Source organism: Chitinophaga pollutisoli (assembly GCF_038396755.1).
Classification (GTDB): domain Bacteria; phylum Bacteroidota; class Bacteroidia; order Chitinophagales; family Chitinophagaceae; genus Chitinophaga; species Chitinophaga pollutisoli.
The window spans coordinates 3,456,167-3,477,469 of sequence record NZ_CP149822.1; the positions used below are offsets into that span (position 1 = coordinate 3,456,167).

The following is a 21,303-nucleotide window of genomic DNA, read 5'->3' on the forward strand; positions in this document are numbered from 1 at the left end:
ATAAATCTTTATTTCCTTCTTTCCTTCCAGAGCTGGTTGAAAGATTTGGGTGCAAAGATGGGTAATCCGCGCTCATCGTCGCCCCAGGCGCTGCCGAACAGTTTGCCGATAACGAGGTTTTTGGTTTTCCCACCCACGATGTTCATCATCCTTCTGCTGAGACAGGCCTGTTTCCAGCCGAACCAGCCGATTTTTTCGCCGCCGCCGGTATGGTGCTCTTCCACGGCTTTATGCCGGTTATGCAGCAGCAGTTCGTGCAGGTTGATGCGCACGGGGCATACTTCCGTACAGTTGCCGCACAGCGAGGAAGCGTAGCTGAGGTGCATGTATTCGCCCACGCCTTTGAGGTGCGGGGTGATTACAGAACCGATAGGGCCGCTGTAGGTGGTTTTGTAAGTATGGCCGCCGATGTTTTTGTACACCGGGCAGGCGTTGAGGCAGGAGCCGCAGCGGATGCAATAGAGCGCCTCGCGGGCTTCCACGTCTTTCAGCAAGTTGGTGCGGCCATTGTCGAGGAAGATGATGTACATCTCGTCGGGACCGTCGGTTTCCCCTTCCTGGCGCGGGCCGGAAAATACAGAATTGTAGGAAGTGATCTGCTGGCCGGTGCCGTAAGTGGCGAGCAGGGGCCAGAAGAGAGCGAGATCGGTTATGGAAGGCAGTACTTTCTCGATACCCACGAGCACGATGTGCGTTTTGGGGAAAGAGGTGGTGAGGCGGGCGTTGCCTTCGTTCTCGGTAACGGCTACGCCGCCGATGTCTGCGATTACGAAATTGGCGCCGGTGATGCCTACTTCCGCTTCGAGGTATTTCTGGCGGAGCTTGTCGCGGGCCACGAGCGTGAGTTGCTCGGGCGTCAGCGTGGTGGGAGTGCCAAGCTTGTTGTGGAAGAGGTCCGCCACATCCTGGGCGCTCTTGTGCATGGCGGGCGTCACGATGTGGTACGGCGGCTCTTCATCCAGCTGCTGGATGTATTCGCCGAGGTCCGTTTCCACGCTTTCGATATTATGTTCTTGCAGGAAGTCGTTGAGATGGATTTCTTCCGTGGCCATGGATTTGCTCTTCACCACGGATCTGCAGTTTTTGGCCTTGCAGATGGCGAGGATTTCTTCCCTGGCCTGTTCCGCCGTTTCCGCCCAGATCACCTTCCCGCCCCTGCGGATGAAATTCATTTCAAACTCCTCCAGGTACTTGTCAAGATTCTCTATGGCGCGCCATTTCACGTTCTTCGCCCGTTCGCGGGCGGTGGTAATATCGGCAAACTGTTTCTTGCCGTTTTTTACCGCGGTGTTGTATTTGCCGATGTTGAAATTGATCGTATTGCGGTGGCCGAGATCCGCCGCTTTTACTTCACTTTCATTGAGAAATGTGCTGGCCGTTTTATTCATGATTGTAAAGATAGTCAAATTGTCCACGGATGGACCGGTTACGCAAAGATTGAGCCTATTGTACAGGTCCTTGCAAAGATGCTATCAAATATTCATTCATCTTCCCTGTACTGTCCTGTTGCGATGGTATCCAGGACGGTATAAAATTCTTCTCCATACTTCCGGACGATGGCTTCTTTGAGGAATTTGTAAACCGGAACCTGTAGCTGGTTGCCCAGTTTGCAGGCGGGTTTGCAGATGCTCCATTTGTCGTAATTAACGGCTTCGAAGGATTCGTATTTGGTAATGCGGATGGGGTAGAGGTGGCAGGAGATAGGCTTCCGGTAATCGGTGGCGCCGGCTTTCCAGGCTTTTTCTATCCCGCAGCCCACGTGGCCGTGTTCGTCGATATCTGCATAGGCGCAGATCGCGCCGTTGATGATGGGCGTAACATGGCCGTGCTCATCGTCCCAGGTATGGAGGCCGGTGGCTTCGAGCTCGCGGATGCCTTCTTCCCGGAGATACGGTTTGATGGAAGGGTAAATGCGGCGGAGGGTTTCCAGTTCGGATTCCTCGAGTGGCGCGCCGCAATCACCCGCAACGCAGCATGCGCCTTTACAGGCGTTCAGGTTGCATACAAAATTTTTTTCGACCACATCATCGCTGATGTATTTGTCATCTATCACTATCATCTTTCGCTCAGTTTGGTCTCCATTTCAAAGTATTTACGAGATGCCGCATGTCTTCCTCCACGAACCGGGTAACCGGTGCCAGGGAGTCGGCATTGGGCTGGGCGTAAAAATACAACGCTCCGCGCAAAAAATGGTTGCTGGAATCGGTGACGAAGAATTGTTTGGCGGAAGCGGCATTGCCCGCCACCTGGTAAAACAGGCCGGAAACGCCATTTGGCAGCGTAATCGCCTCTTCTTCAATGGATTCCGCTTTGTACGTATGTTTGTAGGTGAGTTTGAATGCGTCATTCACAAGCTTGTCGAGGGCGTTTTTTCCGCCGACCTGCTTGTAGCTCATGTAAATTTTACCGTTGAATTCGGGGAATTCGAGGTTGATCCACCAGGGATTTTCGGTGTCTTCCCCGAAAAACAGGGAATCCTTGACCACATTGGCGTACACGGGATATTCGAAGGTGTAAGGGTAGCCGGGGCGGTCGAATAGCTGGTATTGCTTTTCGGGAAGGTCGATCCGGAAGTATCCCCTGGGCTTGGGCGTATGCCCTTGTTGCTGGCAGGCGGTGAAGCTGAAAGCGAGGATCAGGAGCGGGAGGAGGCGTTTCATTATTCCGTTTCGATGTCTGATTTGATGCTGACCTGTACTTTCTGGATGCGCATTTTGGTGACTTCCAGGATGGTGAAATCGAAGTTGCCGTAGCTGATCACGGAGTTTTCTTCCGGGAATTTGCCGGAAAGTTCCAGGATGAGGCCGCCGATCGAATCGCTTTCGCCTTTCACCTGCTCGAAGGTGTCGGGCGCGATGTTGAGGATGCGGCAAACGTCGTTCAGCATGGTTTTGCCTTCGAACACGTAGGTGTGGTCGTTGACTTTATTGTAGTTGAATTCTTCTTCGTCGAACTCGTCTTTGATATCCCCGATTACTTCTTCCATGATGTCTTCGAGGGTGACGATGCCGGAGGTGCCGCCGAATTCGTCGACTACTACGGCGAAGTGCATGTGGCGGGTCTGGAACTCGTTGAGGAGGTCTTCGATGAGTTTATGCTCGTGCACGAAAAAGGGCTGGCGCATGACTTCGTGCCAGTCGAAATTATCGCCTTTCCCGAGGTGCTGGAGGAGGTCTTTGGTATGTATGACGCCCACGATGGTGTCGAGGTTGTTTTTATACACCGGGAGCCGGGAGTAATGGAGTTCGGCGACGTGTTTGGTGACTTCGCTGAAGGGGAGGTCGTATTCGAGGCCGTTCACGTCGAGGCGGGTGCGCATGATCTGTTTGACAGCGATGTTGCCGAATTTGAGGATGCCGCGCACGATATTTTTTTCTTCCTGGGAAGCGCCGGGTTCCACGCTCATTTCGATCACTTCATCGATTTCGCGGTAGTTGATGGGGCGGGAGTTGCGGTGGAAGAGGCGGGCCTCGATGCTTTCGCTGAGGTTGACGAAGAAATTGCTCACCGGTTCGAGGGTGGCGTGTATGAGATGTACGAGCCAGGCGAAGTAGGTGGCGAAGCGCATGTTGTTTTGGGTGGCCCACACGCGCGGGAGGATCTGTCCGAAGAAGAGGAGCACCAGGGTGATGATGGCGATGCGGACGACGAAGGAAACCACGGCCAGTTCCTGGAGCGACTCCACCTGGTAAATCAGGTAATTGGAGATGAAGATGAAGGCGATGTTGAAAAGGATGTTGGCGATCTGGAGGGATGCCAGCAGGGATTTGGGTTTCTCCAGCAACCGCGTGATCATGCGGCCGGCGTTGTTTTGCCGGGTTTTGAGCACGTTGAGGTCTTTGTAATTCAGCGAAAAGAACGCTACTTCGGCTCCGGACACGATGAAGGTCAGGAGAAGGAGCATGAAAATGACCAGCAGAAACACCAGGACATTCACATCAGGGGCGGCGGCCGGCGCCGGGTTTTGCAGGAAAACATTCAGTAACGGTAGCATGCTAGCCGAAAAATAAGCCAATATGTTGAGCTTTGGTCAAAAATAAGGGGAAAGTAATTCAGGTCTTGGAGAGGTGAATCGCTTTCCCGCGTGCAAATATAAAGAATGTCCCGTAACGGCAAGGAAAAGGAGCGGGCCTTGCCAGGGAGGGTTTTCTAGAATGGAAGATCGTCCGCGGCTTCGCCCATGGGGGGGATTTCGATGCCGGGGTATCCTTCGCCGTGGTGGCCGGGGCCCTGCTGGCCGCTGGTGGAAGATCCGGAGCCGTGGTGGACGGCGTGGTCGCCGTTTCCGACATCCATCCGCTTGTCGAGCATCACGAGGTTATCGCCTACCACTTCGGTGGCGAATTTCTTGTTGCCCTCCTTGTCTTCCCAGCTGCGGGTACGGAGGCGGCCTTCGATATAGACGAGGCTACCTTTGTGGAGATATTTTTGGGCCAGCTCTGCCAGTCCTCTCCAGAGCACGACTGTGTGCCATTCTGTCTGGGAAATCAGCTTGCCGGCGCGGTCTTTGAAAGTTTCCGTAGTGGCCAGTGAGAATTTTGCCACTGCTATGTTACCTTCCAGGAACTGAACATCGGGGTCTCTGCCAAGATTGCCAATCAGGATTACTTTATTAACACCTCTCATAATTGTAGGTTTTAATTCTGTCCTATGTTTAAAAAATCATCTCACGGTCAACCTTATTAAAGTTAATGTTTTTTCCAATCGGGAACACAAAAATTTCTCGCGGGCACGCACGATTATATTATATAAGTCGTTATAAATGAATGGTACCGGAGTGGGGGTGGCTCATCACCCTTTGAGAAAGTCCACAATTATCTTGGGGAAAGCGAGGCGGTCGAGCTCGGCTGCGGATACGGCGCGGAAGCCTTCGGGCGGCAAAACCTCGGTTTCGGGGCCGATGCGGAGGAAGCGGGCGTGGATGGTTTGATGCGTGAGCTGCTGTTTTTTCTCGGGGGAGGCGCTTTCGATGCGGATGTTCCCCGGGCCGGCCAGGGCGCGGAAGGCGGGGAGGGAGAGGAGCTCGGCGTCGGTTACGGGGGCTGGGGTTTCTATCATGGGGAACTCGTGGAGGTTCTGCCAGATATCTTTACCGGTCCGCTTGCGGACGTACCGCAGCGATCCGTTGCCAGACAATAAATAATAGAAATATCTTTTTTTTATGCGTAATTTTTTGGATTTTACAGGAACGAGGTCTGTTAATCCTTTTTGAAAAGCTTCGCATTGAGAAGAGAGCCGGCAAGATTTGCAGAGTGGCGTCTGAGGTTTGCAGACGACGGCCCCGAAGTCCATGATCGCCTGATTATAAGTGCCGGCCTGTTGCCCTGGGAGTACATCCTGGGCGAGTTGAGTGAAAAGTTTTTTGCCCGCGGTAGTATCCGTGGGTGTATCGATACCGAAGAACCGCGCCAGAACGCGGTATACGTTGCCGTCGAGCACGGCGTGCGGGAGGTTGTATGCGAACGACGCTATGGCGGCGGCGGTGTATGCGCCAACGCCTTTGAGTGCGGTGATGCCTTCGTAGGTGTCGGGGAAGCGGCCCTGGTGTTGTTGCGCTACGGTTCTGGCGGCGGCAAGCATGTTTTTGCAGCGGGCGTAGTAGCCGAGGCCTTGCCAGAGCCGGAAGACTTCCTCGTCGGGTGCGGCGGCGAGGTCGGTGATGGCGGGATAGGCGGCGATGAAGCGTTCGTAATAAGGGCGGCCTTGTTCGACGCGGGTTTGCTGGAGGATGATTTCGGAGAGCCAGATGCGGTAGGGGTCTTTTTCCTTTTTCCAGGGCATGGACCGGTCGTTATGGAGCTCATTCCAGGCAAGTATACCCGCGGTAAAAAATTGCTTCATATCGGTCATTTGGACAAAATAATTTATATATGTCGATTGGTTTGTATATATTCGCCTTCCCGAAACCTTTATCGGTATTGTATTGCAATGATTTACGGGTTGGAAAAGAACGCAAATAAACGTATTTTTATAACCTGCTATCTATATAAAAAAATATTAAATTTTATTTGCTTGAAAATAGAGCGATTAAAATTTTTTATTTAACTTTGAAAACAAGTAATCCTCCGCTTCATTATGAGAAAAGCTGATTTGATTAACAACATTGCTGAAAAAACCGGCATCCCGAAAGTAGATGTGTTAGTAACACTCGAAGCCATGTTCAAGGAAGTGAAGGAGGCGTTAGCTAATGGCGAGCATATCTACATCCGCGGATTTGGCAGTTTCATCACTAAGAAAAGGGCTGCCAAGATCGGGCGCAACATCAAGAAGAATGTGGCCGTGGAGATCCCCGAGCATTACATTCCGGCGTTTAAACCGTCGAAAGAATTTGTTGCAGAGGTAAAGAAGCTTAAAAGTTCATAACTTCGCATCCGACTAACATTGGAATAGGGTGCAAAGAAATCAACTATTGCTGATTGGCCTCGGTGTTGCCGCAGTTATCGCTTTATTTGCGTTCGGCCGAATTTCGCCGAAAGTGCATGATCACGACCATGCCGCTACCGGTATGGCGATGCCACAAGGAAATGCCGCTAAGCCAGCGGATTTCAAGGACATATTGCTGAAGGCCAAGGAACGTGTTCCGGCCGAAAAGCTGGGAGAGATCTCCCGGCTGGAGAATGCTGTGGTGCGCGGCGACGTGCAGACGCAGCAGCTCAACGCATATCGCCAGCTCTACCTGATCTGGGACGGCCTCAACGAACTCCCCATTGCCGCCCATTATGCCGGAGAAGCAGCCAAGTTGGAAAATTCCGGAAAAAACCTCACCTTTGCAGCCAATTTATTTTTGGATCACCTTTCACACACACAGGACCCCGCGGTACAGTTGTGGGAAGTTTCATCCGCGATCGACCTGCTCGACCGGGCTATAGCCCTGGAACCCGGCAACGATACACTGAAACTCAGAAAAGGAGCCCTCCTCGTGGATTATACCGGCGAGCCCATGAAAGGCATCGGCCTCCTCCGCGAAGTGGCAGAGAAAAACCCGGATTTCCTGGACGCCCAGCTTACCCTGGCCAACTTCTCCATCAAATCCGGACAGTTCGATAAAGCGATCGAGCGGATGGATAAAGTCCTCGAACGCACGCCCGACGAACCCAAAGCGCTCTTCCTGAAGGCGGTTGCCCATCAGAGCCAGGGCGAAAACGACAAAGCCGTGGAACTGCTCCGGCAGTGCCGCAAGCTGATCAAGGATCCCGCATTGGCGGCCGAGATCGACGGATACATAAAAAGTATTAAATAGTATTTCATAAAACATTAAAAAAATTACAAGCGTATGCCCTGCGGAAAGAAAAGAAAGAGACATAAAATCGCAACCCACAAGCGTAAAAAAAGACTGAGAAAGAACCGCCACAAGAAAGGCAAGAAATAATTCTCCTGTTTCCCCGCCATTTATACTTCAGATATAGATAGCCGGAGGGGCTGCGCGATAAATTTTTTAATGCAATCCTGCATGATGTTAGCATTAATCGTTAAATTGCTAGTGTCATGCAGGTTGTTTACGTAAGTTCGGCCTCGCAGACACCACGGATACCTGTATATCACTGAACCCTTTGCAATCCTCTCTCTACATGTAACCGCCGCTAACCAACGGCTACATCTTGGGAATGCTGTACCCCCTTGTCAACCCAAACAGAGCACCAGGAGGGTGGCACTAAAGTGGAAGTATTTATGGATAAAATTTTGACGCTTGAATAAGGAATTGATTATAAATGCAGCACCATCCGGTGTTGAAATTGCATTGCTGGAAGATAAGAAGTTGGTAGAGCTGCATCACGAAAGCGGCAATCCTAATTTTGCGGTGGGGGACCTTTATTTAGGCAAAGTAAAAAAACTGATCCCGGGCCTTAATGCGGCATTCGTGGACGTAGGTTTCGAAAAAGACGCCTTCCTCCATTATACCGACCTCAGCCCTTACATCCGTTCCATACTAAAATTCACCAACCAGGCCATCTCCGATAAATCCGGTGCCTTCGATTTCGGCAAATTCAAAAATGAACCCGAAATCATCAAAACCGGAAAAATCACCGAAGTTCTCGGTGGAAAGCCCAACATCCTCGTACAAATTCTCAAAGAGCCCATCTCCTCCAAAGGCCCGCGCCTCAGCTGCGAAATCTCGCTCCCCGGCCGGTTCATCGTGATCACCCCGTTCAACAACATCGTGGCCGTCTCCAAAAAGATCCACTCCTCCGAAGAACGGAAAAGGCTCCAGAAGATCGTTGAAGCCATCAAACCACCTAACTTCGGCGTCATCGTCCGCACCGCGGCTGAAGGCAAAAAGACCGCCGAACTGCATGAAGACCTGACCACCCTGGTGAATACCTGGCACACCATCCAGGAAAACCTGCGCAGCGGACAAGCCCCGCAGAAGATCCTGAGCGAACAAACCAAAACCACCAGCATCCTCCGCGACTTGTTGAACGAATCCTTCAACCGGATCGTCATCAACGACAAAAACATTTACACCGACACAAAAACGTATATCCAGAAGATCGCGCCCGAAAAGCAGGACATCGTGACCTACTACCACAACGGCGCCCCCATCTTCGACCACTTCGGGGTTACCCGGCAGGTGAAAGCCTCTTTCGGCAAAACCGTCAACCTCGATTCCGGCGTTTATCTCATCATCGAAGCCACGGAAGCCCTCCACGTCATCGACGTAAACTCGGGCTACAAAAGCTCCAGCAACAACCAGGAACAAAACGCCCTCGCTTCCAACCTGGAAGCCGCGGCGGAAATCGCCCGGCAGCTGCGCCTCCGCGACCTCGGCGGCATCATCATCATCGATTTCATCGATATGAAACTGCCCGAAAACAAGAAAAACGTATACGAAGCCATGGAGAAATTCATGGCGCCCGACAGAGCCAAGCACACCATCCTGCCCATCTCCAAGTTCGGACTCATGCAGATCACCCGCCAGCGCGTGAAACCGGAAATCACCATTTCCGTGGCGGAAGACTGCCCCACCTGCAAAGGCACCGGCAAAATCGGCGCCTCTATGCTCATCGTGGAAGACATCGAAAAGAACCTCCAGTATCTCCTCAACCATCAGCACAAGGGCCTCACCATCCGCGTGCACCCCATCCTCTACGCATACCTCACCAAAGGATGGCTCCGCAGCCGCCAGTGGAAATGGTATTTCGCGTACAAGAAATGGATCAAACTCCGCGCAGATTCCAACTACCATCTCACGGAGTACCACTTCTTCGATGACAACGACGAGGAAATCAAATTCTGATAGAATTACGAGGGCGCACCCAACCGGATGCGCCCTTTTTTCCGCCGCCACGGCCCTCCGGCCCCAGGTTTGCAACATACCCGGCGGAATATTGTTATACCTCCTAAATGTGACTTCGCTATGTTGAAAAAAACTTACTGCCCGCTTTACTCTTTCTCGCCATTGCCGCCTGCCAGCAAGGCCTGAAACGCGCCGAAGGCGAAGGCATTAACCGCGACACCACCCACTACACCAAAGAAGAATACATCGCCGAAGCCATGGACAGCAACCTGGTCGTGGCGTTTCTTGACCATCATGCGGAATTCGCACCCTACCGCGCATCCATCCTCAACTTCTACCGCAAACGCGACTTCCACTTCGCCTGGATCGACTCCGCAGGCCTCACCGAACAAGCCGGCGGTTTCATGAACATGATGCGGCAAGACGAAGCCTCCGGCATCAGCGACTCCGCGCTTGATAAATCTTCCGCCATGCGCATGTTCGACTCCCTCAGCGCCCAGGGTGACGAATTCAACCACAAAGACTCACTCGTACGCCTCACCGAAATCGCCCTCACCGGACAATTCTTCACCTACGCGGAAAAAGTCTGGGGCGGTATGACCAGCGCCAATTCCAAAGACCTCGAGTGGTTCATCCCCCGTAAAAAAATCAATGTCGAAAGTCTCCTCGATTCCGTGATCCGCTTTCCCAAAACGGCCATTGCGGCAAACGAGCCTGTGAACCGGCAATACAAACTCCTCCGCGACGAGATCCAGCGCCTGGCGAAACTCGCGAAAGACAATCCCACGCTGGATTCTATCCGGATTGAAAAAAAGAAAACCTATAAATCCGGCGACTCCTCCGAGGTGATCGCCGCCGTGAAAAAACGGCTCCACCTTATCGGTGACTTCAGGGAAGATGATACCACGTCCCGCTTCACGCCCATGCTCGACAGCGCGCTGCGCAATTACCAGGTCCGCCACGGGCATAAGGACGACGGCATTATCCGCGAGCAAACGGTAGCGGCGCTCAACCGTCCACTCCAGCATTATATGCACCAAATCCTCCTGAACATGGAGCGCATCCGCTGGGTGCCGGTGGAAGTGACGACGGATTACCTGCTCGTGAACATCCCCGAGTTCCGCCTGCATGCTTACGAGGAAGGCAAACTGGCCTGGAGCTGCAAGGTGGTGGTGGGAACACAGGGCAACAGCACCGTAATTTTCAGTAAAGAGTTGAAATATGTCGTGTTCAGTCCTTATTGGAACGTGCCGCCCGGCATCCTGAAAAAAGAAGTGCTGCCTGGTATCCGCAAAAGCGGCAACGCTTACCTGGCGCGGCATAACATGGAGATGAGCGGTAGCGGCAACAATATTTCGGTGCGGCAGAAGCCCGGCCCGAAAAATTCATTGGGCAAAGTGAAATTCCTTTTCCCGAACGAATACAACATCTACCTGCACGATACGCCGTCGAAAGATTTGTTCAACGAAACGAAGCGTTCCTTCTCGCACGGCTGCATCCGCGTGGCGGAACCGAAGAAGCTGGCGGAATGGGTGCTGCGCAAAGATTCCAGCTGGACTTCCGCCAAGATTGACGCGGCCATGAACGCCGGCAAGGAGAAGTATGTAACAGTGAAAGAGAAGCTGCCCGTGTTCATTGGTTATTTCACTGCCTGGGTCGACAGTGACGGGCGTCTGAACTTCCGCGACGACGTGTATGGCCACGACAAGAAGCTGGCGAAACTGATGTTCGGCAAATAATTATACGGAGCGTTCCGTGTGTAAAAGCGGCTTTCCCGGGAGGGGGGCCGCTTTTTCCGTTTTGGGTAGCGGGATGCGTTGCATGAGGAAGTAACCGGCCATGAGCGCGCCAGCGCAACCGGTAACGATCATCACGTACAGGATGGGGGAATCTTCCGCGAAATGTCTGCTGCCGACGTTAAGCATGAGGGCAGCGGCGGCGTTGTAGGAAATATGGATGAGCATGGAAGGGCAGAGGTCGCGGAAACGGAGGTAGAATGCGCCGGTGAGGAACCCCAGCATGAAGGCGCCGGGCATCTGCGCGGGGTCCGGGTGCGCGAGCATATACAACAGCGCGCTCTGAAGGAGCGCAATACCGGCGGAGTACCGTTGGAGAAGGGCTTCCATGATGATGCCCCGGAACAGGATTTCTTCCATCATCGCCATCAGCACCACGGTGCAGACCACCGCAAAGGGATCGCCGGTCCGGATGGATGTAAAGCTCATATCGGACCAGACGGGGAGCGGCAGCAGGCTGCCCAGACCGTCTTTCACCATTACCAACGCAATGGCCATGGTGATACACAAAAGGAAAAGTTCGGCCGTCATGTACAGGCGCGGCATGAATTTGAAGTTGTCGCGCTTGCGGACCAGCGCGCAGGTGATCACACTGACGCCACCCAGCAGATAAAGCCAGGAAAGCAATGCGGGGAATTGAAGAAGGTTGATGCCGGATATCAGAAACACGATCGAGCACGGAACGATCCATCCGGCAAAGAGGGCGATCTGCATTTGCCATGCGCCATTCAACGACAGGCCATGCCTTGTTTTGACATACATATTTGTGCAGCTAAATTTTCTTCGGGTAGTTGACTAGTCTTCGCTTGTACGTTCATGCTAATATAAGCAATTTGCTTACTTAAAACCTTATTTTTGCGGCATATGGAAAAACAAATCATCAACTCCACAAACGCTCCCGCGCCGATCGGTCCTTACAACCAGGCCGTGCAGGCGGGCAATATGCTGTTTATTTCCGGGCAGATCGCGCTGAATCCGGAGAGCGGTCAGATGGAACAGAGCGACATCATCGCTGAAACGCACCGGGTGATGCAGAACCTGCGGAACATTCTGTCGGAAGCCGGGATGGATTTCTCCGACGTGGTGAAAAGCACGATTTTCATCATGAACATGGGGGATTTCGGGCAGATCAACGAAGTGTACGGCAAGTATTTCACCGGATACTTCCCTGCCCGCGAAACCGTGCAGGTAGCCGCGTTACCGAAAGGCGCGAATGTAGAGATTTCGATGATCGCCGTAAAATAACCGGAATGGATATACTCGTAACCGGCGAAAAGGAGCGGTGGGATGCGTTTCGCGAATCCCGCGGCACCGGCAGCCACCGCGTACTGTATGAGCCGGAACTGCGGCCGCTGAAGGGAGGGGCCGACCTGGTGATCGACCTTTCGCTCGACGAGCGGCCTGAAAATCTCATGATATATTCGCTGCAGCCGGGGCTTCCCGTCCTCGGTTGCCTCGTGAAAACGCCACCAGCCGCCTGGGAACAATATCCCAGCCTGTACGCCGCCAACTGGCTGCCCGGTTTTTACAGGATGCCGCGGCTGGAAGTGGGGATTTCGGCACGGGGCGACGCCGGCCAGCTGAAATCCGTCATGCAGGAACTGGGCTGGGAGTATGAAACCGTCAAAGCCTCCGCCGGTCTCGTGACACCCCGTACGGTGGCGATGATCATCAACGAAGCTTATTTCACGGCGGAAGAGGGGACCGCTTCGCGGGAGGATATAGACATCTCCATGAAGCTGGGTACGAATTATCCTTTGGGTCCCTTCGAATGGTGCAGCCGCATCGGCATCCGCAACGTGTACGAAGTACTGCGCGCCGTTTATGCTGAAACCGGCAACGAACGTTACCGTATTTGCGAAACGCTGGAAAAGGAATACAACGCATTTATCCAACAATCAGACTGACCCACTTGGCACAGATACTCCATATAGATACCGCAACTTCCATCGGCTCCGTTTGCCTTTCCCGCGACGGGCAGGCCCTGGAGACGATCCTCAATACCGACCAGCGCGATCACGCCGCGACTATTACGCAGTACATTGGTGAACTGATGAAACGCCACGGTGTAACGCCCGCCGGGCTCGACGCCATCGCCGTCAGCGCCGGTCCGGGTTCCTACACCGGTTTGCGCGTGGGAACCGCCACGGCTAAAGGGCTTTGTTACACCTGGAAGAAGCCCCTCATCGCCATTTCCACGCTGCAGATGATGGCGGCGGGCATGCAGGCGCAGCGGCCGGCGGAAGACGTATTGTACGCCCCGATGATCGATGCGCGGCGGATGGAGGTGTTTACGGCTATTTACGACCAAAACCTGGAAGCCCTTCTCATCCCCCAGGCAATGGTGCTCGAACCCGGTTCGCTCGACAACTTTATTGCACAGAAAACTGTCATTTTCTTTGGCGACGGCGCCCCCAAATGGCAGATGTTGTTAGGAGAACGCACCAATACGCTTTTCCCCTCATACCAAATATCGGCCGAACATATGATCCCGCTGGCCGCGAAAGCCTTTGCAGAAAAGGATTTCCAGGATGTTGCCTACTTCGCTCCCCACTATCTGAAAGCCTTCTACCACCCGGGTAAAAGTAACATCCGTTAATTTTTTAGCAGATTTTTAGCATTTCCCGGCATCATATTACACATAGAAACACGTTTATATCTGAAAGGGTGCCGGCGAACGGATTTTAGCACCCGGAACTGTCATGTGAACGTCAAATTGTGGGAAAAACGGGATATTCCGGGCTATATATTAAAAAAGAAGGTATAGAAATTTTTTTTATTGTGACAGATATTATAATTTTGTATAATCAATATCCGCGATTATTGTCTAATAGTCTCGTTATTACTGTCCGTTGATCCCTGTCATTTCATTATTTTTAAAACTATTTTGCGATGGAAAAACAATTATTAACCACCTCTTCTAATACTCTTATTATTTCTAGAGGTAACAATGAAAAAGATCAGATCAAATTGGATTACATTGCCGTTAAGAAGGCCGCGATGGTGTTGAGAGCGATCAACCATAAGCTTCGCCAGCAGATGATCAAGCTGCTGGAGGACCATAAGCGTATGACCGTAACGGAGATTTATGTGAAACTGCGCCTCGAACAATCCGTAGCCTCCCAGCACCTCGCCATCCTGCGCCGCGCCGGGATCGTGATTACCGAAAGAGACGGCAAGTTTATCCATTATACCATCAATAAGCAGCGTATTGCCGAAGTGGCAAAATTCGTCGAAGAACTGGTGGGATAATCCCCGTATCTACCTTTTTCATAACCGTGCCCGCATTTCGGGCCACCTACGATACTCAAAAGACCGTCTCCACCGACGGTCTTTTGTTTTTTCCGTATTTTTGCCAAAATCAAACCACCATTATGTTTATTAAGCAGTTGTATACCGGATGCTTATCGGAAGCCGCCTATTACATCGAGTCGGAGGGTGAAGCCGCGATTATCGATCCCCTGCGCGACATTGAGCCCTATCTCACCCTCGCACACGAGCGGAATGCTTCCATCAAATATATTTTCGAAACCCATTTCCACGCCGATTTCGTTTCCGGTCACCTCGACCTGGCTGCTGCCACGCATGCGCCCATCGTGTACGGTCCGGAAACGCAGACCGGCTTCCCGGTGCATATCGCGACAGACGGGGAGGAGTTTAAAATCGGTAAACTGACCGTTCGCGCCCTTCATACGCCGGGCCACACGCTGGAGAGCACCTGCTACCTCCTGCTCGACGATGCCGGCCAGCCGCACGCCATTTTCACCGGAGATACGCTCTTCGTGGGTGACGTTGGCCGCCCGGACCTCTTCAGCGGCAACCTCACCAAGGAACAACTGGCGGGCATGCTGTTCGAATCGTTGAATAACAAGATCAAGACCCTGCCGGATCACGTAATTGTTTACCCCGCGCATGGGCCCGGATCTTCCTGCGGCAAGAACCTCGGTCCCAACACCACCTCCACCATCGGCGAGCAAAAACGCGACAACTACGCGCTCCTCGCGGAAGACAAGGCCGCTTTCATCAGCCAGGTGACCGACGGGCTGAGCACGCCGCCGCAGTATTTCCCTATCAACGCGCAAATCAACAAGGAAGGTTACGACGCCATGAACAAAGTTATGGAGCGCAGCCTGCAACCTTTATCCATAGCAGCTTTCAAGGAGAAATCCGAACTTGGCGCTGTGATCCTTGACACCCGCCACGCCACTACTTTTACCGAAGGGTTTGTGCCCGGTTCCATCAGCATCGGGCTGGAAGGCCGCTTCGCGGAATGGGCCGGCAGCCTGCTCCCCTTCGATAAAGCCATGATCCTCGTGACCGCTCCCGGCCAGGAAGAAGAAACCATCGTGCGCCTCGCGCGCGTGGGCTTCGATAAAGTGGAAGGTTACCTGGAAGGCGGTTTCGACGCGTGGAAAGCAGCCGGTGAAAAGATCGACATGATCATTTCCGTGGACCCCGACGAACTGGCGATGGACATCCCGCACGACGAGCACCTGCTCATCGTGGACGTCCGCAAGCCTGCCGAATTCGCCGACGGACATGTGAAAGACGCCACCAACCTGACGCTCAGCGAACTGACCGACCCCGGTACCATGGCCGACCTCGACGAGCACCTGAACCTCTACGTGCATTGCCAGGGCGGCTACCGCAGCGTGATCGCCTGCTCCCTCATGAAACGCGAAGGCATCCACAACCTCCGCAATGTTACCGGCGGTTATGCGAAAATGAAAGATGAAAAAGGCATCGAGATCGAAAAAGAGAAAAACGTACTCAACTAACGGAAACGTTAAAATTTATACGGGCCGGGGCTTTCAGTCCCGGCTTTTTTATGCGTGGCAGGGGATTTGCGGCCGTTTGAAGATACGTTCGCACGGCGCGCTCCGGAAAATCGGGATTGGCGGTATTGCTGGTATAAAACCCATCAAATTAATTTCCCCAATCTAAACATCTCCGCACCCGCGTTGTTAAACTAAATACCCTGTTTATCCCCGCCACAGCCAGGCAAATCAGTAGTAAGGGCGATCCGTCGGTCCCTTGGACGGTTTGCATCGGGCGAAACTTACCTATCATATTGGTTATCAAATTTTTAACTGAGGATGATGTCCGGTTTACGGACAGGAATTCTTCACATTCCTTTTAAATTTTAATCGTATGAAAAAACGCAATTCCTGGTTAATCGCCTGCCTTCTCGGTTTAGGCGTATTCCTGTACGCTTGCAAGCCAAGCGATGCCAAACTTCAGAAAGAAGTAAATGACAAACTAGCCACCACCACGCCCGGCGTGATCGCTGAAGTGAAAGGCGGCGTTGCCACACTCAGCGGCGAAGTGATGGACGATGCCACCAAATCCGCCGCCGAAACCACCGCCAAAGAAGTAAAAGGCATCAAATCGGTTGTCAATAATGTGATGACGACCCCGCCTCCTCCGCCGCCTCCTCCGGTAGTGGTGAGCCCGGACGATATGCTGAAAACCAGCGTTGACTCCGCGTTGAATGCGCATAGCATTTCCGGTGTTACCGCTACCATCGCCAACGGGGAAGTAACCCTGACCGGCACCATCAAGAAAGCGGATCTGAAAAAAGTGATGCAGGCGGCAGCGGAAGCGAAGCCGAAGAAAATCAACAATAAGCTGACGATTCAATAAGCAGCTGTTCATCCATTTATCACTCAATAAATTTGCAATATGGCATTACAGGAAAAATATGCGGAACTGATCCAGGCGGCTAACAGCGGCGGTGTATCCGGTTTGCAGGTGGCAGAACAGAACGGTGTGCTGTATGTAACAGGCACCGCACCGTCGGGCGCCGTGAAAGACCAGCTCTGGGGAATTTATGAAAAACTCGACCCCGAAATGCGGGCGGGCGACCTGGTGCTGAACATCTCCATGGCCGAAGGCGCGGAACAGGTGTATGAGGTGCAATCGGGCGACAACCTTAGCAAAATAGCAAAGAAATATCCGGGTATGACCTGGCAGAAGATTTTTGAAGCGAATAAAGACCAGATCTCGGACCCGGACAAGATCCAGCCGGGCTGGAAGCTGAAAATCCCTTCTGCATAGGCTTTTCCGGAAAAGAAAAGGGCGCTCCGGTCATCCGGAGCGCCCTTTTAATGCCTTTATTCTGCATGCCCCTCCGCATACTCCGGCTTCCACTCGTGCTTCCAGCGGCGGTGGCTCCACACCCACACTTCGGGTTGTTCGCGGATATTTTTTTCCAGGTACCGGACGAATGCTTCGGTGATTTCACCCTCTTTTGTTTGTGCGGGATGCTCGAACGCGAGGGTGAGTCTGGCTTCGTAGAAACCGCGTTTCTTTTTGCGGATATCGACGAATACCACAGGGATGTCGTTCCGGCGGGCGCTCATTTCCGGCCCTTTGTAAAACGCCGTCATCTTGTTGAGGAACGGGTACCAGTAACAACGGCGCGGATTGCCGGGGTTCTGGTCGGCTACCAATGCCAGTAAATATTGCTTGCCCATCCAGGGCGCCATGCCGTTGCGCATGTCGTTTGCGGGAATGAGGATCGTTCCGAATTTTTCGCGGAAGTGACGGAACATCCGGTTCACGGCTTTGTTGGTGATGGGCATGAACACCACGAGGAAAGGATAATCCACGCCCTGCATGCAAAACAGGTTCGCCCATTCCCAGTTGAAGTTATGGCCCAGGTGCAGCTGACAGCTCCGCCCTTCGGCATACAGTTTATGCAGCGGCGACAAATCGCAGATGAAACGCTTTTGAAGCGAGGCTTTGCTCATGGTGAGCAGCTTGATCGTTTCTACCATCATATCGGTCAGGTTGCGGTAGTACCTGCGCGCCATGCGGCGGATTTCCTTTTCCGTTTTATCGGGGAACGCCTGCCGTAAATTGCCCAGCACCACTTTGCGGCGGTACCCCAGGATGTGGTACACGAAGCAGTACAGCAGGTTGCTGAGGGGATAGAGCACCCACAACGGCAAAACGGAAACGCTATAACAGAACGCCAGTAAAAAATAATACATGTCCTCGCTCGCTTTTTCCTACAGGATGATATTCTGAACCAGTTCGCTTTTGACCGGGTAATCGGTATTGAAGTGCAGGCCGCGGCTTTCCTTGCGGAAGACTGCCCCTTTCACGATGAGATATCCCGCCGTGATGAGGTTGCGCAATTCGCAGAGCTGCGGTGAAACGGCGGTTTCCCGGTAGAGGGCTTCCGTTTCGAGGTGCAGCATGTCGAGCCGGCGCATGGCTCTTTCAAGACGAACGTTGGTGCGCACGATGCCCACGTAATCACTCATGATCTGCTTCAGCTCCTTGAGGCTTTGCGTGATGAGGATCATTTCCTTGGGCGCCGTGGTACCGAGGGTGTTCCAGTCGGGCACTTCGGAATGGATGGTGCTATTTACGATGGCCGTTTTGGCGTCGAGGAAGCAGCGGTGCGCAAACACCATCGCTTCGAGGAGCGAGTTGGAAGCCAGGCGGTTGGCGCCGTGGAGCCCCGTGCTGGCGCACTCCCCGCAGGCATACAGGTTTCTTATCGATGTACGGCCGAATTCGTCGGTCTTGATGCCGCCGCAGCTGTAATGGGCCGCCGGCGCAACGGGAATCATGTCTTTCGTGATGTCTATCCCGATCGAACGGCACTTTTCGTAAATATTCGGGAAGTGATGGATGAACTTCTCCAGGTCCATATGCCGGCAGTCGAGATATACGTGCTCGGTACCGGAGATCTTCATCTCGCTGTCGATGGCGCGGGCCACGATGTCGCGCGGAGCGAGCGACAACCGCTGGTCGTATTTATGCATGAAATCTTCCCCGTCGGCATTCCGCAGTATACCGCCGTCGCCGCGAACGGCTTCGGTGATGAGGAACGATTGCCCGCTGACGCCTACCTGGTACAATGCCGTGGGGTGGAACTGGATGAACTCCATGTTCTCGATGCGGCCCTTGGCGCGGTACACCATCGCCACGCCGTCGCCGGTTGCGATGATGGGATTGGTGGTGGTGCGGTATACCTGCCCGTTGCCGCCAGTAGCCAGGAGCGTGAGGCGCGACAGGATTTTTTCGATCTTATTGGTTTTCTGGTTGAGGACGTAGATGCCGTAGCATTCGATGTCGAGTGTGGATTTGGTGACGAGGTAGCCCAGGTGGTGCTGCGTAATGAGGTCCAGGACGAAGCAGTGGGTAACGACTTCGATATTTTTGCTGCGGCGGACCGCTTCCAGAAGCGCGCGTTCGATCTCGCGGCCGGTTACGTCTTTATGGTGGATAACGCGGAATTCGGAGTGGCCGCCTTCTTTTCCGAGGGCGAGGTCGCCGTCGGGGGATTTATCGAACCGGGCGCCCCAGGCGATCAGCTCGTTCACCCGGTCGGGGCCTTCCTTCACCACGATTTCGACGATCTTTTCATTACAAAGGCCGTCGCCCGCGATGAGCGTATCTTCAATATGTTTCTCGAAGCTGTCGTTTTCCAGGTCGTTGACCACGGCCACGCCGCCCTGGGCATACTTGGTATTGGTCTCGTCTTCCCGTGTTTTGGTAATAATGGTCACCTTTTTGTCCGGGAATTCGCCGGCCACTTTCAGCGCATATGTAAGCCCGGCTATACCGGAGCCCACCACCAGAAAATCCGTTTGATGCATAGGCATCAAAATTAGGCAATAATCGGATTAGTTGGCCCGGGTAAATGGCACCCGCCGGGCGCGGCCGGAGGTAATTTCGAGGCCGGTTACACGGTTTTGGGCATCGCGGCGGAAGCGGACGAGCCCGAAATAAGACTGGAACGCGTCTTTATACAACGGTTGCAGGGGCGATTTGAAGCCGGGCCTGTCGATGTTCACGACCAGGTTTTTACCGTCGAGGGTCACCTTCCAACGGGCTTCCGCGTCGGAAGAAACGTATTCCCCGGCATATTCCGCGTTGCTGGCGGCGGTGTCCGGGTAGTTTTCAGGTTTAAAGGCGAATGTATCCTGTTGGGGGGTGATGAGGAAGAGGTCTGTTTTTGAAAATGCGTAGCGCATGCCGCCTTCGTTGCGGAAAGTGGCCCCTCCGGCCGGATGCAGCTTCTTCGTGCCCTCGTACAGGTTACCGTTGGATTCGGTGATCTTGATGCCGTCGTCGCTACGGACGTTCCGGTACCAGCCTGTGAAAGCGCGGAGGGCTTCCGGCGGCACGGCTATCGCGGGAACGGCGGTTTGCGGGGCCGGTGTTTTCGGCGGCTCGGGAATGAAGATATTGCGCACCACCGCCGCGGCGTTCGTCGCCGCCCGGTCGAACTGCGAAGTGTTGCACAAATAAGCGAAGGACATGCCCAGTTCAGGGAAATACTCCAGGTTGGCGCGGTAGCCCGCCGTGGCGCCGGAATGGGTCACGGCTTTCCGGCCGTTGATGGGCGCCGTCATAAGCCCGGCGGCATACATCGCGGGATGGCCGCAGGTGAGGGGCACCGTTTCGGTTTGTTTGGGATAAAGGGAAGGGGAACCGTATCTTCCCGAAGTATACAAATCATTCCACTTCAGCAGTTCCTCCGCCGTGGTGAGCAGCGCGGCATGGCCGTACACGCTTTCGTTGGGCATGTTGATGTGATATCCGTACCGGTCGTCCTTCCCGTAGGCAATGGCGCGGTGAGGCACCAGTTGCCGGTGGTCTTGCCGCCAATGGGATGCGTTCATGCCGGCGGGTGTGAAAATGTGCTCATCCGTAAATTCTTCCAGCGTTTTGCCGGAAACGCGCTCCACAATGATCGTCATCAGCGTGTAGTTGGTGTTGGAATAGATGTATTCGTATCCCGGAGGGTTGTTGAGTGATTTTTGCCGGCAGATGATGCGCAGCGCGTCGTCGTTCGTGTAATTCCTTTCCCCGCGCGGCCACCCGGTCAGCTCCGCCACCGAGCCCCAATCCTTCAGCCCGCTCGAATGATGCAGCAGGTGCGATACCCGGACGGGATGCCCGTATTCCGGGAGTTCCGGCACATACTTCCGCACTTCATCGGCCACCGACAATTTCCCCTGTTGCTCCAGGATCAGGATGGACGCCGCGGTGAATTGCTTGCTCACGCTGCCCGCTTCGATGAGCGAAGTGGTGGCCATGGGTACGTTGCGCTCAAGATCCGCCATCCCCCAGGACTTGGAAAAAATCACCTTCCCGTTGCGGCTGATGGCCATCTGGGCGCCGGGCCCGTCGGGCTTGAAGCGCTCGAATGCGGATTCGATACGGGCGAGTGTGTCTTGCCAGGTTTGCGCCTGCGCGCCGGAAAGTACCAGCAGCGCGGAAAGGGACAGCGAGATTTTACGGAGCATA

Annotated in this window: 21 protein-coding genes; 11 read left to right on the forward strand and 10 right to left on the reverse strand. The window is 53.7% G+C overall.

Features of this window, described 5'->3' with window-relative positions; all coding sequences use genetic code 11:
- Positions 1-8 precede the first annotated feature (8 nt).
- The 6 genes from WJU16_RS14430 to mutY all read right to left on the reverse strand — a co-directional run bounded on the left by WJU16_RS14430 (position 9) and on the right by mutY (position 5,841).
- Positions 9-1,388: a LutB/LldF family L-lactate oxidation iron-sulfur protein gene (locus tag WJU16_RS14430; RefSeq protein WP_341834195.1), complete on the reverse strand. Its 1,380-nt coding sequence runs from the start codon at positions 1,386-1,388 to the stop codon at positions 9-11.
- A 92-nt stretch (positions 1,389-1,480) separates the two neighbouring features.
- A complete protein-coding gene (locus WJU16_RS14435) occupies positions 1,481-2,059 on the reverse strand; it encodes a DUF3109 family protein (protein WP_341834196.1) in 579 nt (192 codons plus the stop codon).
- Positions 2,060-2,066: 7 nt separating this feature from the next.
- A complete protein-coding gene (gene gldD / locus WJU16_RS14440) occupies positions 2,067-2,660 on the reverse strand; it encodes a gliding motility lipoprotein GldD (RefSeq protein ID WP_341834197.1) in 594 nt (197 codons plus the stop codon).
- Positions 2,660-3,994: a gliding motility-associated protein GldE gene (gene gldE / locus WJU16_RS14445; RefSeq protein ID WP_341834198.1), complete on the reverse strand. Its 1,335-nt coding sequence runs from the start codon at positions 3,992-3,994 to the stop codon at positions 2,660-2,662. Before gldE ends, gldD begins: the two co-directional genes overlap by 1 nt.
- A 155-nt stretch (positions 3,995-4,149) precedes the next feature.
- Positions 4,150-4,626 (reverse strand): single-stranded DNA-binding protein, encoded by a 477-nt coding sequence (locus WJU16_RS14450; protein ID WP_341834199.1) that lies wholly within the window; start codon positions 4,624-4,626, stop codon positions 4,150-4,152.
- Positions 4,627-4,791: 165 nt separating this feature from the next.
- Positions 4,792-5,841, reverse strand: coding sequence for an A/G-specific adenine glycosylase (gene mutY / locus WJU16_RS14455; protein ID WP_341834200.1), 1,050 nt, complete (start codon positions 5,839-5,841; stop codon positions 4,792-4,794).
- Between the two features lie 234 nt (positions 5,842-6,075).
- Here mutY and WJU16_RS14460 point away from each other — a divergent pair, with 234 nt between their 5' ends.
- The 4 genes from WJU16_RS14460 (at position 6,076) to WJU16_RS14475 (ending at position 10,974) form a co-directional block, all read left to right on the forward strand.
- Positions 6,076-6,363 carry an HU family DNA-binding protein gene (locus WJU16_RS14460; protein ID WP_029464490.1) on the forward strand — a complete coding sequence of 96 codons (288 nt, stop codon included), beginning with the start codon at positions 6,076-6,078 and terminating at the stop codon, positions 6,361-6,363.
- A 28-nt stretch (positions 6,364-6,391) separates the two neighbouring features.
- Positions 6,392-7,240: a tetratricopeptide repeat protein gene (locus WJU16_RS14465; RefSeq protein ID WP_298711613.1), complete on the forward strand. Its 849-nt coding sequence runs from the start codon at positions 6,392-6,394 to the stop codon at positions 7,238-7,240.
- A 447-nt stretch (positions 7,241-7,687) separates the two neighbouring features.
- The gene (locus WJU16_RS14470; protein ID WP_341834201.1) at positions 7,688-9,235 is read left to right on the forward strand and encodes an Rne/Rng family ribonuclease; all 1,548 of its coding nucleotides are present in this window, start codon (positions 7,688-7,690) and stop codon (positions 9,233-9,235) included.
- 257 nt (positions 9,236-9,492) lie between these two features.
- Positions 9,493-10,974 carry a L,D-transpeptidase family protein gene (locus WJU16_RS14475; RefSeq protein WP_341834202.1) on the forward strand — a complete coding sequence of 494 codons (1,482 nt, stop codon included), beginning with the start codon at positions 9,493-9,495 and terminating at the stop codon, positions 10,972-10,974.
- On the opposite strand, the gene WJU16_RS14480 is transcribed toward WJU16_RS14475, so the two are convergent.
- Positions 10,975-11,793, reverse strand: coding sequence for a type II CAAX endopeptidase family protein (locus WJU16_RS14480; RefSeq protein WP_341834203.1), 819 nt, complete (start codon positions 11,791-11,793; stop codon positions 10,975-10,977).
- Between the two features lie 102 nt (positions 11,794-11,895).
- Between WJU16_RS14480 and WJU16_RS14485 the strand changes: the two genes are divergently transcribed.
- From WJU16_RS14485 to WJU16_RS14515, 7 genes are all read left to right on the forward strand, one after another.
- On the forward strand, positions 11,896-12,276 hold the full coding sequence (locus WJU16_RS14485) for a RidA family protein (protein WP_341834204.1): 381 nt from the start codon (positions 11,896-11,898) through the stop codon (positions 12,274-12,276).
- A gap of 5 nt (positions 12,277-12,281) precedes the next feature.
- A complete protein-coding gene (locus tag WJU16_RS14490; protein ID WP_341834205.1) occupies positions 12,282-12,938 on the forward strand; it encodes a 3-hydroxyacyl-CoA dehydrogenase family protein in 657 nt (218 codons plus the stop codon).
- 5 nt (positions 12,939-12,943) lie between these two features.
- The gene (gene tsaB, locus WJU16_RS14495; protein ID WP_341834206.1) at positions 12,944-13,630 is read left to right on the forward strand and encodes a tRNA (adenosine(37)-N6)-threonylcarbamoyltransferase complex dimerization subunit type 1 TsaB; all 687 of its coding nucleotides are present in this window, start codon (positions 12,944-12,946) and stop codon (positions 13,628-13,630) included.
- Between the two features lie 371 nt (positions 13,631-14,001).
- Positions 14,002-14,283, forward strand: a complete 282-nt coding sequence (locus WJU16_RS14500; protein WP_209145680.1) for a helix-turn-helix transcriptional regulator — start codon at positions 14,002-14,004, stop codon at positions 14,281-14,283.
- Positions 14,284-14,405: 122 nt separating this feature from the next.
- Positions 14,406-15,809 carry a rhodanese-like domain-containing protein gene (locus WJU16_RS14505; RefSeq protein WP_341834207.1) on the forward strand — a complete coding sequence of 468 codons (1,404 nt, stop codon included), beginning with the start codon at positions 14,406-14,408 and terminating at the stop codon, positions 15,807-15,809.
- A gap of 373 nt (positions 15,810-16,182) precedes the next feature.
- Positions 16,183-16,674, forward strand: coding sequence for a BON domain-containing protein (locus WJU16_RS14510; RefSeq protein ID WP_341834208.1), 492 nt, complete (start codon positions 16,183-16,185; stop codon positions 16,672-16,674).
- Positions 16,675-16,713: 39 nt separating this feature from the next.
- Positions 16,714-17,088, forward strand: a complete 375-nt coding sequence (locus WJU16_RS14515) for a LysM peptidoglycan-binding domain-containing protein (RefSeq protein ID WP_341834209.1) — start codon at positions 16,714-16,716, stop codon at positions 17,086-17,088.
- A gap of 56 nt (positions 17,089-17,144) precedes the next feature.
- Here WJU16_RS14515 and WJU16_RS14520 read toward each other — a convergent pair whose 3' ends face one another.
- The 3 genes from WJU16_RS14520 to WJU16_RS14530 are packed head-to-tail and all read right to left on the reverse strand — an operon-like array spanning position 17,145 to position 21,302.
- Complete coding sequence (locus WJU16_RS14520; protein WP_341834210.1) at positions 17,145-18,026, reverse strand: lysophospholipid acyltransferase family protein; 882 nt, start codon at positions 18,024-18,026, stop codon at positions 17,145-17,147.
- A gap of 18 nt (positions 18,027-18,044) precedes the next feature.
- Positions 18,045-19,646, reverse strand: a complete 1,602-nt coding sequence (gene nadB, locus WJU16_RS14525; RefSeq protein WP_341834211.1) for an L-aspartate oxidase — start codon at positions 19,644-19,646, stop codon at positions 18,045-18,047.
- Positions 19,647-19,673: 27 nt separating this feature from the next.
- A complete protein-coding gene (locus WJU16_RS14530) occupies positions 19,674-21,302 on the reverse strand; it encodes a serine hydrolase domain-containing protein (protein WP_341834212.1) in 1,629 nt (542 codons plus the stop codon).
- Between the last annotated feature and the right edge of the window lies 1 nt (position 21,303).

Bases quoted from the DNA above. Each gene is read 5' to 3' on its own strand.
- WJU16_RS14430 (WP_341834195.1), bottom strand. From the start codon at position 1,388: ATGAATAAAACGGCCAGCACATTTCTCAATGAAAGTGAAGTAAAAGCG.
- WJU16_RS14435 (WP_341834196.1), bottom strand. From the start codon at position 2,059: ATGATAGTGATAGATGACAAATACATCAGCGATGATGTGGTCGAAAAA.
- gldD (WP_341834197.1), bottom strand. From the start codon at position 2,660: ATGAAACGCCTCCTCCCGCTCCTGATCCTCGCTTTCAGCTTCACCGCC.
- gldE (WP_341834198.1), bottom strand. From the start codon at position 3,994: ATGCTACCGTTACTGAATGTTTTCCTGCAAAACCCGGCGCCGGCCGCC.
- WJU16_RS14450 (WP_341834199.1), bottom strand. From the start codon at position 4,626: ATGAGAGGTGTTAATAAAGTAATCCTGATTGGCAATCTTGGCAGAGAC.
- mutY (WP_341834200.1), bottom strand. From the start codon at position 5,841: ATGAAGCAATTTTTTACCGCGGGTATACTTGCCTGGAATGAGCTCCAT.
- WJU16_RS14460 (WP_029464490.1), top strand. From the start codon at position 6,076: ATGAGAAAAGCTGATTTGATTAACAACATTGCTGAAAAAACCGGCATC.
- WJU16_RS14475 (WP_341834202.1), top strand. From the start codon at position 9,493: ATGGACAGCAACCTGGTCGTGGCGTTTCTTGACCATCATGCGGAATTC.
- WJU16_RS14480 (WP_341834203.1), bottom strand. From the start codon at position 11,793: ATGTATGTCAAAACAAGGCATGGCCTGTCGTTGAATGGCGCATGGCAA.
- WJU16_RS14485 (WP_341834204.1), top strand. From the start codon at position 11,896: ATGGAAAAACAAATCATCAACTCCACAAACGCTCCCGCGCCGATCGGT.
- WJU16_RS14490 (WP_341834205.1), top strand. From the start codon at position 12,282: ATGGATATACTCGTAACCGGCGAAAAGGAGCGGTGGGATGCGTTTCGC.
- WJU16_RS14505 (WP_341834207.1), top strand. From the start codon at position 14,406: ATGTTTATTAAGCAGTTGTATACCGGATGCTTATCGGAAGCCGCCTAT.
- WJU16_RS14510 (WP_341834208.1), top strand. From the start codon at position 16,183: ATGAAAAAACGCAATTCCTGGTTAATCGCCTGCCTTCTCGGTTTAGGC.
- WJU16_RS14515 (WP_341834209.1), top strand. From the start codon at position 16,714: ATGGCATTACAGGAAAAATATGCGGAACTGATCCAGGCGGCTAACAGC.
- WJU16_RS14520 (WP_341834210.1), bottom strand. From the start codon at position 18,026: ATGTATTATTTTTTACTGGCGTTCTGTTATAGCGTTTCCGTTTTGCCG.
- nadB (WP_341834211.1), bottom strand. From the start codon at position 19,646: ATGCATCAAACGGATTTTCTGGTGGTGGGCTCCGGTATAGCCGGGCTT.
- WJU16_RS14530 (WP_341834212.1), bottom strand. From the start codon at position 21,302: ATGCTCCGTAAAATCTCGCTGTCCCTTTCCGCGCTGCTGGTACTTTCC.